At 64.8% G+C, this 11,807-nt stretch carries 12 protein-coding genes; 5 read left to right on the forward strand and 7 right to left on the reverse strand.

Annotation, left to right across the window (positions count from 1 at the left end; all coding sequences use genetic code 11):
- The first annotated feature begins 67 nt into the window (after positions 1 to 67).
- The gene (locus BM118_RS05270; protein WP_177234031.1) at positions 68 to 1,318 is read left to right on the forward strand and encodes an SAM-dependent methyltransferase; all 1,251 of its coding nucleotides are present in this window, start codon (positions 68 to 70) and stop codon (positions 1,316 to 1,318) included.
- 3 nt (positions 1,319 to 1,321) lie between these two features.
- Here BM118_RS05270 and BM118_RS05275 read toward each other — a convergent pair whose 3' ends face one another.
- On the reverse strand, positions 1,322 to 1,528 hold the full coding sequence (locus BM118_RS05275; protein WP_092182852.1) for a transcriptional regulator: 207 nt from the start codon (positions 1,526 to 1,528) through the stop codon (positions 1,322 to 1,324).
- A 551-nt stretch (positions 1,529 to 2,079) separates the two neighbouring features.
- Here BM118_RS05275 and BM118_RS05280 point away from each other — a divergent pair.
- The gene (locus BM118_RS05280; protein WP_092182854.1) at positions 2,080 to 3,591 is read left to right on the forward strand and encodes a replicative DNA helicase; all 1,512 of its coding nucleotides are present in this window, start codon (positions 2,080 to 2,082) and stop codon (positions 3,589 to 3,591) included.
- A 64-nt stretch (positions 3,592 to 3,655) separates the two neighbouring features.
- Positions 3,656 to 4,915: an alanine racemase gene (gene alr / locus BM118_RS05285; RefSeq protein WP_441299746.1), complete on the forward strand. Its 1,260-nt coding sequence runs from the start codon at positions 3,656 to 3,658 to the stop codon at positions 4,913 to 4,915.
- Between the two features lie 42 nt (positions 4,916 to 4,957).
- On the opposite strand, the gene BM118_RS05290 is transcribed toward alr, so the two are convergent.
- A complete protein-coding gene (locus BM118_RS05290) occupies positions 4,958 to 5,176 on the reverse strand; it encodes a hypothetical protein (protein WP_025576279.1) in 219 nt (72 codons plus the stop codon).
- 40 nt (positions 5,177 to 5,216) lie between these two features.
- Here BM118_RS05290 and BM118_RS05295 point away from each other — a divergent pair, with 40 nt between their 5' ends.
- Positions 5,217 to 5,987 carry an exodeoxyribonuclease III gene (locus BM118_RS05295; protein ID WP_092184278.1) on the forward strand — a complete coding sequence of 257 codons (771 nt, stop codon included), beginning with the start codon at positions 5,217 to 5,219 and terminating at the stop codon, positions 5,985 to 5,987.
- A gap of 1 nt (position 5,988) precedes the next feature.
- Here the strand turns inward: BM118_RS05295 and BM118_RS05300 are convergent, their stop codons facing one another.
- The 3 genes from BM118_RS05300 to BM118_RS05310 form a co-directional block, all read right to left on the reverse strand.
- Positions 5,989 to 6,807: an SGNH/GDSL hydrolase family protein gene (locus tag BM118_RS05300; RefSeq protein ID WP_092182858.1), complete on the reverse strand. Its 819-nt coding sequence runs from the start codon at positions 6,805 to 6,807 to the stop codon at positions 5,989 to 5,991.
- Positions 6,808 to 6,890: 83 nt separating this feature from the next.
- On the reverse strand, positions 6,891 to 7,259 hold the full coding sequence (locus BM118_RS05305) for a GFA family protein (RefSeq protein ID WP_092182860.1): 369 nt from the start codon (positions 7,257 to 7,259) through the stop codon (positions 6,891 to 6,893).
- A 75-nt stretch (positions 7,260 to 7,334) separates the two neighbouring features.
- Positions 7,335 to 7,652 (reverse strand): hypothetical protein, encoded by a 318-nt coding sequence (locus BM118_RS05310; RefSeq protein WP_092182862.1) that lies wholly within the window; start codon positions 7,650 to 7,652, stop codon positions 7,335 to 7,337.
- A 187-nt stretch (positions 7,653 to 7,839) separates the two neighbouring features.
- On the opposite strand from BM118_RS05310, the gene BM118_RS05315 reads away from it, so the two are divergent.
- Complete coding sequence (locus BM118_RS05315) at positions 7,840 to 8,565, forward strand: sulfite exporter TauE/SafE family protein (protein WP_092182864.1); 726 nt, start codon at positions 7,840 to 7,842, stop codon at positions 8,563 to 8,565.
- 10 nt (positions 8,566 to 8,575) lie between these two features.
- Here the strand turns inward: BM118_RS05315 and BM118_RS05320 are convergent, their stop codons facing one another.
- On the reverse strand, positions 8,576 to 10,642 hold the full coding sequence (locus BM118_RS05320) for a putative bifunctional diguanylate cyclase/phosphodiesterase (protein WP_092182866.1): 2,067 nt from the start codon (positions 10,640 to 10,642) through the stop codon (positions 8,576 to 8,578).
- Positions 10,642 to 11,799, reverse strand: a complete 1,158-nt coding sequence (locus BM118_RS05325) for an ABC transporter substrate-binding protein (RefSeq protein ID WP_092182868.1) — start codon at positions 11,797 to 11,799, stop codon at positions 10,642 to 10,644. Before BM118_RS05325 ends, BM118_RS05320 begins: the two co-directional genes overlap by 1 nt.
- Between the last annotated feature and the right edge of the window lie 8 nt (positions 11,800 to 11,807).

The raw sequence follows: 11,807 nt of genomic DNA on the forward strand, positions 1-11,807 counted from the left end.
CCTGAGCGTCTGATGTGAAAGCCGGGTTAGTCGCATCTCTTCGGGTTCGCTCGAGAGGAAGGTGTCGATGGACCGTTTGTTGCGTCAATTCCTGTCTCAATTCATTCGCCGCGGGTCGATGACGGTGACCACGGCGAACGGGGCGAAGTTCACTGTCGGCAACGGCTCGGGCGAGCCGATCGCAGTCCGTTTCGTCACTGCGGACGCAGAACGAAAGATCCTCATCAATCCCGAGCTCGGGCTTGGCGAGGCCTATATGGACGGCGAGTTCGTCGTCGAGCGCGGCACCATAGCTGATGCCCTCGCGATCCTGCTCGATCAACCCGACCTATTGCCGCAGTGGGCAAAGCCCTGGTGGCACCTGCGCTATCTGACGCGGCACCTGAAGCAGTTCAATCCGCGCTCGCGCTCGCGTCGCAATGTCGCGCATCACTACGATCTCGACGCCCGGCTCTATTCGCTCTTCCTCGACGCCGACAAGCAGTATAGCTGCGCCTATTTCGAGACGCCGGAGAGCACGCTCGACGATGCGCAGCTCGCCAAGAAGCGGCACATCGCCGCGAAGCTTCGCGTCACGGCTGGCCAGCGCGTGCTCGACATCGGCTCGGGCTGGGGCGGGCTCGGGCTCTATCTCGCCGAGATCGCTGACGCTGACGTCACCGGCATCACGCTGTCGACAGAGCAGTTGCAGATCGCCAATACGCGCGCGGCCGAAAAGGGCCTGACCGGATCGGCCAAATTCCTGCTCCAGGACTATCGCGACATTGACGGGCCGTTCGACCGCATCGTCTCAGTCGGCATGCTGGAGCATGTCGGGGTCAGGTTCTACGACGCTTACTTCCAGCGCTGCGCCGAACTCTTGAGCGAGGACGGTGTCATGATGCTGCATTCGATCGGCCGTTCGCAGGGCCCGGATTCCACCAATCCCTGGATCGCCAAATACATCTTCCCGGGCGGTTACATCCCCGCTCTGTCCGAGGTGCTGCCGGCGATCGAGCGTGCGGGCCTGCTGGTCTGCGACATCGAGATCCTCCGGCTGCATTACGCCGACACGCTGAAGGCCTGGCGGGAGCGCTTCATGGCGCGGCGCGAGGAGGCCGTGCAGCTTTACGATGAGCGCTTCGCCCTGATGTGGGAGTTTTATCTGGCGGCCAGCGAGATGACGTTCCGCAAGCAGCACATGATGAACTTCCAGATCCAGCTCACCAAGCGTCAGGGTGTGGTGCCGACGACCCGTGACTACATCGCCCACGAAGAGGCCCGCCTGCGGGCCATCGAACGCGGCGCCAAGCCAAGGCTGAAGCTGGCTGGTGAATAGAGCCTAGTGACGCAGGGTCGAAATCGGGGACGAGCGTAAAGAGGCCGTTAACGCCAGCTGCGCCCGCAGTTCCACGAGGATCTCGGGCGCGACCGGCTGGCAACGCACTTCGGGGCGCTCGGCGTGCTGCATGGCCGCGATCAGCCCGGACAGCCAAAGCCGGCTGCCTGCCTCGCTTCGCCAGATCTGGTGCTGCCGTTCTGGCCGCATCGCTTGCCTCGTCTCCCTGATGGCGGGTTACCGGGGACAATCCCCTGTCTGCCCGTCCGTTCCGGCGCTACCCCGAAAGAATCCGGAGAGATGTGATCTGCTTCACATAAGTCTGGTCGGGCCTGGCCTAGACCGTCGCCATGAGCAAAGAGACCCAAACCTCATTCGACGTGCAGGACGACCTCCGTACCGATTACGCCCTGATCGTTACCGGCGTCGGGGCGGCCCTGGTTGCGCTGGTCTACCTCCTGCTGGTCTGAGCCCGAGCCGAAAGCGGCCAGCGTGCGTCATTTCGCGCGCTCTTGATACGTCTGCACGCCAATCCAATAGGTTCACGGTTTCAGGATATTTCCATGGCACGGTCGCGGCCGCTTCCGGGCCGGGGCGAGTTCCGCAAAATCCGTCAAGCGCGGTGCATGCTGCGGCTGCTAATCATCCACCATTTTAACTGAGCGGTTGATAGCGGTCAGCTTTTGCTTCCGCTTTGGGCGCGGGCGGCGCTTTATCCCGGCCCCGCATCCGCCCAAGAAAATTGCTAAGCACGTCCGACCATGGCCCTGACTGATTCGAACGTTCTCAAACTCGCGCCTGACGCAGGAACTCCGACCTATCGGAGCGCGCCGCATAATATCGAAGCGGAACAGAGCCTTTTGGGCGCAATCCTGGTCAACAACGATGCCTTCTACCGCGTCTCCGACTTCCTGGAGGCGAAGCATTTCTTCGAGCCGCTGCACCAGACCATCTTCGACACCGCCGGCAGCCTGATCCGGATGGGCAAGATCGCCACGCCCGTCACGCTGAAGACGTTCCTGCCCGCCGATACCGATGTCGGCGGCATGACCATCGGACAATATCTGGCGCGCCTCGCGGCCGAAGCGACCACCATCATCAACGCCCAGGATTACGGCCGTACCGTCTACGACCTGTCATTGCGGCGTGACCTGATCGGCATCGGCGAGGACATGGTCAATGTCGCCTATGACGCTCCGGTCGATTTCCAGCCGCGCGCGCAGATCGAGGACGCCGAGCGAAAGCTCTACGAGCTTGCGGAGTCCGGTCGCTATGACGGTGGCTTCCAGAAATTCTCGCAGGCGTTGGCGGTCGCGGTAGATCTTGCGGCAAAGGCGTTCCAGCGCGACGGAAAGCTGTCGGGTATCTCGACGGGCATGCGCGACCTCGACACCAAGATGGGTGGCCTGCAGCACTCCGATCTCATCATCGTCGCGGGACGTCCCGGCATGGGCAAGACGTCGCTGGCGACCAACATCGCCTACAACGTGGCCAAGGCCTATGTTCCTGAGGTCCAGGCGGATGGCACAACGAAGGCCGCCAATGGCGGCGTGATCGGCTTCTTCTCCTGCGAAATGTCGGCCGACCAGCTCGCCACGCGTATCGTGGCCGAGCGCACCGGCGTTCCCTCCTCCCAAATCCGCCGCGGCGGCATCTCGGAAGCCGACTTCGAAAAAATCCGGGAGGTCTCGATCGAGCTGCAATCGCTGCCTTTCTATGTCGACGCGACCGGCGGCCTGTCGATCGCCCAGCTGATGGCGCGCGCGCGCCGGCTGAAGCGACAGAAGGGCCTCGACCTGCTCGTGATCGACTACATCCAGCTGCTGTCGGGCTCGGGCAAGCGCGCCAGCGACAGTCGCGTGCAGGAAATCACGGAGATCACGACCAGCCTCAAGGCGCTGGCGAAGGAACTCAACGTTCCCGTGATCGCGCTGTCGCAGCTCTCGCGTCAGGTCGAATCCCGCGACGACAAGCGGCCGCAGCTCTCCGACTTGCGTGAATCCGGATCGATCGAGCAGGACGCCGACGTCGTGCTGTTCGTGTACCGCGAGGAATATTACCTCGCGATGAAGGAGCCGCGCCCGGGTACGCCTGAACACGAGAAGTGGCAGCTTGACATGAGTCTTGCGCATGGCAAGGCCGAAGTCATCATCGGCAAGCAGCGCCACGGCCCGACAGGCACCGTCGATCTGGCGTTCGAAGCCTCCGTCACGCGGTTCGGCGATCTCGCGCCCGACAGCCAGATGCCGGCTCGCAGCAGCAACGACTACTGAGTTCCTTGAACCAGACCTGCCTCTTGCGTAAAACGGCGCCATGACAATGGCGTCCGACACGAAAATGACCCCGCAATCCGGCCTCCTCTCCGCGGAGGCCAATCAGGCTGCCGCGCTCTCTGCCTTCGGCGGCGTGCTCACCGTCGATCTCGACGCGATCATCGCCAACTGGCGCAAGCTCGAGAAGACGGCGGTGCCGGCCGAATGCTCGGCGGTGATCAAGGCCGATGCCTATGGCTGCGGCGCCCAGCAGGTCGCGCGTGCCCTCAGCAAGGCCGGCTGCAAGACCTTCTTCGTCGCCACCATCGAGGAGGCGCGCAAGGTACGCGCCGCCGTACCGGAGCCGACCATCTACGTGCTCGGCGGCTATTTCCAGAACACCGGCGAGCACTACGCCCAGATCAATTGCCGTCCGGTGATCGGCGATCTCAACGAGCTCGCCGAATGGGACGTGTTCTGCCGCCGCACCGGCTGGAACGGAGGCGCCGCTGTTCACATCGACACCGGCATGAACCGGCTGGGGCTGACGCTTTCGGAAGCGCAGGCCATCATTCCCCGCATCAACGCCGGCGACCACGGCATCACGCTGGTGATGAGCCATCTGGTCTCGGCCGAGCAGCTCAACAGCCCGGTCAATGCAAAACAGCTCGCCTCCTTCCGCGGCATCGCCAGCGAATTCTCCGGCGTGCCGGCGGCGCTCGCCAATTCGTCCGGAATCTTCCTCGGCGCCCCCTTCCAGTTCGACCTGGTGCGGCCGGGCGCCGCACTCTACGGCGTCAACCCGACGCCGGAGGCCGACAATCCGATGCAGCCAGTGGTCGATCTCAAGGCGCGCATCGTGCAGATCCGCAATATCGAGCGCGGCGAGAGCGTCGGCTATGGCGGCACCTGGACCGCGCGCCGGCCGACCAAGCTTGCGATCATCGCGGTCGGCTATGCCGACGGCTATTTCCGCGCCGCCAGTTCAAACGACGGCACGCGCGGCGCAGAGGTGATCGTTGCCGGCAAGCGCTGTCCGGTCGCAGGCCGCGTCTCCATGGACCTGATCGCGATCGACATCACCGATCTGCCGCCGAACGCGGCACGGCGCGGCCACATGGTGACGCTGATCGGCGAAGGCATCACCGTCGACGAGCTCGCGCATCATTTCGGCACGATCGGCTATGAGGTGCTGACCAGCCTCGGCCACCGCTATGCCCGCGTCTACAAGGGCGGCAACGTGGTGGAGCCGCTGGCACAGCCGTCCTCCGCACAGGCGGCCGAGCAACCGCCCTCACCGCCGCCGGTCGAGCAGCCGGCGAGCCCGCCGCCGCTGCCGAGCTGAGCTGAGCTGAGCTGAGCTGAGCTGAGCTGAGCTGTCAGCCGCTTACTTCTTCTTCCTGCTGTCGAGCGCCGCCTTGCAGGTCGCGCTGAGCTGGTCACGCTTGCCGTTGAGGCAGGCGACGATGCCGCCGCCCGGCGCGAGGCCGGCGCAGAATTTGTCGTAATCCGCCTTGCACGCGCCGCGCGGATCGGCCGATTGTGCCGAAGCCGCTCCGGAGAACGCGGCAACGACGACGATAGCAGCAAAGCTCAACTTGGACATTGTATCTCCGGTGTCGGAAGGCAGGAGCCAGCAGCTCTACATGAAGATCGCGACGTTCAACATCAACAACATCAACCGCCGCCTGCCCAATCTGCTGGCATGGATGCGCGCAGCGAAGCCTGATGTCGTCGCGCTCCAGGAATTGAAGGCAAGTGATGGCGAATTTCCGGCGAGTGCCATCGAAAAGGCCGGCTATGGCGCAGTATGGCGTGGACAAAAAACCTGGAACGGCGTTGCCATCCTCGCCCGCAATGCCGAGCCCGTTCTCACCCGCGACCGCCTGCCCGGCGACCGCGACGATCACGAGGCGCGCTACATCGAGGCCGCCGTGCGCGGCATCATCGTCACCAGCATCTACCTGCCCAACGGCAATCCCCAGCCGGGGCCGAAATTCGACTACAAGCTCGACTGGTTCGCGCGCCTGAAGCGCCACGCCAAGACCTTCATCAAGCAGGACCTGCCCGTGGTGCTCGCCGGCGACTACAACGTGGCGCCGACGGCGATCGACATTTATCCGACGAGATCCTGGGACAAGGACGCGCTGATCCAGCCGAAGAGCCGCGCGGCCTTTGCCTCGCTGGTCGCGCAGGGCTGGTGCGACGCGATCCGCGAGCTTCATCCGGACAAGCGCATCTACACATTCTGGGACTACAAGCGGAACCGCTGGCCGCGCGATGCCGGCCTGCGGCTCGATCATCTGCTGGTCAGCCCTGCCCTCGTTTCACGCCTGGCCAAGGCCGGCGTCGACAAGAAGGTTCGCGGCGAGGACGGCGCGAGCGATCACGCGCCGGCCTGGATCGTCCTGCGCTAGATCAGCGGCCGTAGTACTCCTGCACAGTGTCCCACGCCGTCTTTTGCAGCAGCTGCGCCATCTCGGGATCGAGCCCCATGATGTAGGCATTGCCGACCGGCGAGCGACCTGTCAGTGCGGCGAACGTCGTGCAGGCCGCCAGATACGTGCCGGCCGGACTCGGATGCCGCTTGTCCGGCGCATAGAGATTGAGCTCCGGCTGAAGCTTGCGAACGCGCGCGAAGGCAAGGCCCGCGGGAATGACGAGCGCATCATTGGCATTGCCGGCGACCGTGTAGGCCTCGGCCAGTCCTTCCGTCGTCTCCGGCTTGTCCGCATAGGCCCAGGACATGAACAGCACGGGCCGCATGTCGTGGGCGCGGACGATCTCGCTGTCCTTCTTGGCGAAGGCGGCGAAGGCGTCCTTCAATTGCGGATGGATCGGGCACTGGCTGCAATCCATCATCACGACCGCATCGAACTGCTTGCCGGGCTTGTTGAAGATCACGACGTTCTGCTCGTCGAAGGAGTAGGTGCCGATGCCGCCCGGCCGCAGCAGATTGTCCATGTCGTGCCAGTCGAGGCCGGAGCCGCCGATCGTGGCCATGGTGTTGCGATAGGCCGCCTTGTTGGCCGCATCCGCGGCCCGCTCCATGAAGGTGAGATGCCCGGGCATGCCGTTGTTGTAGTAGAAGAAGCTGTTGCCGACGAACAACGCCGCCTTGGGAAAGTCAGGTCCGAGCGTCGTGACCTTCGGCCTGGTCTGCGCCTGCGCCGCGTTGAGGCTGGCTACAACGCCCAGACACATTGCGAGCATCGCTCGCGTCAAAAGACGCATCATGGGTTTCCTCCCCTTTCTTCTCACTGAGGCCGGAAACAGATCAGCTTTCTCCGGCAGTCTCAAGAGGACGGGAGGCAGCATCCTCACCACAAATTCTTGCCGTCGATCACGTTGACCGGCACTGCGTCCAGATCGAAATCATCGAACAGGCGCGCGTTGACGCCGACCCTGGGATTGTCGAAGTCGGGCTTGCCGGTCGACCAGTCCGGCGACTCCGAATAGGTGCCGCAGCCGCAGTTTGCGCAGAAATGGTGTTTGACGGTGCGGCTGCCCCAGAGATAGGTCGCGACGCTTTCCGGCGGCGACAGCAGACGAAACTGCGCCGGCTTGTAATAGGCCCACAGCGCGCCGCGCTTGGCGCAGAGCGAGCAGGTGCAGTGCGTCACGCCCGAGGGCGCCTCCATCACCTCGAACACCGTCTCACCGCAATGACAGCTTGCCTCGATCGGCATGACCCGCTCTCCGTTTTGTCAGGAAAGGGTCGTAGCTGGTCCCTGCTGCCAACATGCTGTCAGCAGCAGAATTCGTCATGGAGTCTCGTTGGCGGACAGCCGCCTGGCATTCGCGGCCACATGCTCGCGATAGCGCTGGACGATGGCCGCTGGCGTTGCGCCCGCGAGCAGGCTCGCGGCGGCCTCGAAGGCTGCAGCAATCTTTTCGCTTACCATCAGCGCGGCTTCCTGCCCGGCGGCCTCATCGCCATGGCTGAGCTTCTCGCAGCGCAGCCGCACCACTTCACTCGCTTCGACCGCGAGCATCGCGCCGGCGTACCAGGGAAAACCGTTGTCAGATCCGCCGAGCACCGCATGGCGGTCGAGCGCGGAGAAGGAATGGTGATCAGGCATCGCGGGACCTCAAATTCTTTGAGCGAATGCTCCGATCAATACGCTTCAAATTCTAAGGATCAGGCCGCCGAGCAGATCGGATTGGCGGTTCCCGCAACACCGCCAATTAACTACGAGACAAGCGCCCCGACCGTTCGCCCTGCACGCCTCCTCCAGCTACACTGCGCCGATTCCCGGAGCCCCGCCCTTGGCCTTCCTCTTCGTCCTCACCGTCGGCCTCATCGCCGGCACCATCTCAGGCATCGTCGGCACCGGCTCGTCGATCATGCTGATGCCGGTGCTGGTCTATGCGTACGGGCCGAAGGAAGCTGTGCCGATCATGGCGGTGGCCTCCGTGATGGCGAATTTCTCGCGGATTCTGGCCTGGTGGCGCGAGGTCGACTGGCGGGCCTGCGCGGCCTATTCGGTGACGGGCATTCCGGCCGCAGCGCTTGGCGCGCGCACGCTGCTGGCGCTGCCCTCCCACACCGTCGATCTCGCCATCGGCATCTTCCTGATCGCGATGGTGCCGGTCCGGCACTGGCTGGTGCGGCACGACCTCAAGGCCAATCTCTGGCACCTCGCAATCGGCGGGGCCGTCATCGGCTATCTCACCGGCATCGTGGTCTCGACCGGCCCGCTCAGCGTGCCGCTGTTCCTGTTCTACGGCTTGAGCAAGGGCGCGTTCCTGGCGACGGAGGCCGCCGCCTCGCTCGGCCTCTACTTCGCCAAATCCGTGACCTTCGAACGCTTCGGTGCGCTGACCGGCGATGTCTTCATCAAGGGCCTGATCGCAGGTTGCTCGCTGATGTCAGGTGCCTTCATCGCAAAGCGCTTCGTGCTGCATTTGAAGCCGGAGATGTTCCGCATGATGATGGACGCGATCATGATCGCAGCCGGCCTCTCCATGCTCTGGAACGCGACCCAGCCGTGATGACCCGCGCTCAGGCGGCGAATTCGGGCGCGAGCGACAGGCTGTCGACGCGGATGCGGCCCTCGCCCGCCTGTCCCTCGAGCCAGTGCAGCACGGCCGCGAGCGGCTGCGGCCTCTGATAGAGAAAGCCCTGCCCGAACCTCACGCCCATCTCGCGCATGGCCTGGGCCTGCTCGGCCCGCTCGATGCCTTCGGCGACCAGGGTCAGCCCCAGCGTGCCGGCAAGCGATGCAATGACGCCGACGATCGCCTTGTCTTCCGCGCTGTCCGGAATCTCGCTGATGAAGGCCTTGTCGATCTTGACCTTGTCCAGCGGGAAACGCCTGAGATGGGCGAGCGAGCTGTAGCCCGTGCCGAAATCGTCGAGCGCGATGGTGGCGCCGAGGCGCCGCAGGCGATGCAACGTCTCGGACGCGCTGGCGATGTTGTTGATCAGCGAGCCCTCGGTGATCTCGAGCTCGAGCGACGAGGCCGCGACGCCGAAGCGCAGGCAGGTCTCGCGCAGCTCGGCGGCAAGCGAATGGTCGGCGAGCTCGGACGGCGGCAGGTTGATCGCGATCCGGATATCCGGCCTGCCGGCGGCAGCCAAATGTTGCAGCGCGCGGCAGGCATCGGTCAGCACATAGCGCGTCAGCCGTGCATTGTTGCCGCTGCGCTCGATCAGCGACAGGAATTCGCCGGGACCGATCACGCCATATTCAGGGTGGCGCCAACGAATGAGCGCCTCCAGGCCGACGACGCCCTGGCTCTCGAGGTCGACCTGGCTTTGATACCAGACCTCGAACTGGCCCTCGGCGAAGCCTGCGGGAATGGCAAGCTCGAGCTCCCTGCGCCGGCGGTAGTCGCGCTGGAGCGCCTCGTTCAGCACCGCGACGGTGCCGGGCGCCTTGGTCTTGGCATGGTAGAGCGCGATGTCGGCGAGCGCCGGCAGGTACGATAGCTCGGAATCGCCGGCGCGGCGCACGGCAAGACCGATGCTGGCCCGCGGCACGACCTGCTTGTCGTGCAGCCGGATCGGCTCGGAAATCGCGTCCAGCAGCTGGCGCGCGAAGGCTTGCGCGGTCGCTTCGTTGCCGACTTCGGGGCGGATCACGACGAATTCGTCGCCGCCGAGCCGCGCCACCCAATCCTGCGGCTCGACCGCCTCGCGCAGACGCCCGGAAATGTGGACCAGGAACTTGTCGCCGGCATCATGACCGAAGGTGTCGTTGATGCCCTTGAAGTCGTCCAGATCGATGAAGCAGAAGGCGATCAGGGAATCCGGCGAACCTGCATCGCTGCTCAGGGTCACAAGGCGCTCGGACAGCGAGCGCCGATTGGGCAGGCCCGTGAGCGGGTCGTGCGAAGCCATGTGCCCGAGCCGATCGAGCGCACCTGTCGTCGTGTGCTGCATCGCGTTGAAGGCGTGCGCGAGCTGGCCGAATTCGTTCGACGATCTGATGTCCGCCGGATAGGCGCGACCATCCCGCTTGCTGCGCTGGATCGCCGACATGATCGCGGCAAGCGGCTTGCCGATGAAGATGTTCGCCGAAATCCGCATTGCGACCACGGTCGCAAGCGTTGCGAGCAGGCCGACGATCAGCAGCCGCATCAGGCGGCTGCCGGTGTCGGCGTACACTGTTGCGTAGGAATAGGCGATCGCGATACGGCCGGCCTGCACGGCCATGTTGCCGTTGCTGTAGTTGATCGGACGCGACACCTCCGCGACCGCCTGCCCGGAGGGGCGCGCCACCACGCGGGCGATCGCAACGCCGGTGTCGTCATAGACGGCCGCCGCCGCGATGGTCTCGTCGTGCATGATCTCGTTGAGCACGTTCGTGACCTGGTCGTAACGCATCTTCCAGAGCGGCTCGGCGATCAGCTCGGCGCGGCTCTCGGCGACGCGGGCAATGTGGGCGTCGAGCTGCCTGATCTGCGACCAGAAGCTCGAGGCCTCGACGCCGGCGGAAGCCAGCAATTGCACCAGCAGCAGAACGGGTACGGTGGCCCAGATCATCGCGCGGACGACCGAGCGCAGGCGCGCTGGCGCTGCCTGCGCGTTGCGATCCGGACCGGTCATGTCGTCAGCGTCTCGCATCAATCGGCAGCACCTTCGAGCGGCGCCAGGGATGAGATGAGCGCATCGACGGAGAAATCATATTGGCCGCAGCGTCCCGCCTTCGCCCGGAACCGCGCGAAATCAATCCGGTCGAAAGCGCGCGTCCTGATGAGGTCCCCGACCGAAGCGAGATTGTCGCGCGTGATCGCGGATGTCTTGACCTCGACGCGGGGTGAGACGGCGGCGAAATCGCAGCCATCGGCGTAGTCGCGGAGCAGGACGATCGACCAGCCGCCGAGCAGGAAGTGCCCGCCGTCGGTCAGGAGCAGACGACCGGCCTTGATCTCGCGTAGCGCGTCCTCTGACCAGTTGAGCCCGGCCACCTGGATATTCCGGCCGGGCATGAGGCCGGCAGCGGTCGCCGCGCGTAGCGCGCCGAGCGCCATCGGATCGTTTCCGGCCCATATGCCGGCAGGCCGGATCTCCTTGCGCGAGGCCCAGCTCAGATAATTCGCAGTGACCTGCTCGGCCTCCGACTGCGTCCAGTTGGCGAACAGCATCCGGTCCACCACCACGTCGGGCGCGGCCGCCACCGCAAGCTGGAGCCCGGCATTGCGGGCGATCGAGGCGGGCGTGATCTCGTCGCCACCGATGCCGAGAATGTGGATCTTGCCATCCGGGCTCTCCCATTTCTCGGCACGCGCGGCGCTGATCAGCGCATTCGCCATCCGCGCCCCCGCGGTCTGAAGATCGGTCGTGATGTCGCCGAGCCAGGTCTTGAGCGTCCGGCGCGGCGGTCCAAGCCGGCTCGCATCTTCGCCGATCAGCGTGTTCGAGAGCAGCAGCGTCTTGACGCCCGCAGCCTCGGCCGCCTCCAGGATCGGAACGGCGGCGGATTCCTCGTTCGAGAGAATGAGGAAGTCGGGCTTGTCGCGACGTGCCACGACGCCGAGCCCGAGCTCCTGCATGGTGCGGTAATTGCGCTCGCTGGTCAGGACCTCGACATGCGCATCGAGCTTGCGGCCCGCGGCCTGCATGGTCTGCGCGACCATGTCCCAATAGACCTCGCCGGTCTTGCCGGGGTTCACGAAGACGATGTCGAGGGATTTGGCGTCAGCCGCGACGACACGGCCGGCAGGCGCCAGGACGCCGCAGGCGATGCCCACAGCGAGCAATATCCGCAAAATGATCGTCATTCTCTTCG

The sequence above is a fragment of the Bradyrhizobium sp. cf659 genome, from assembly GCF_900113725.1.
Classification (GTDB): domain Bacteria; phylum Pseudomonadota; class Alphaproteobacteria; order Rhizobiales; family Xanthobacteraceae; genus Bradyrhizobium.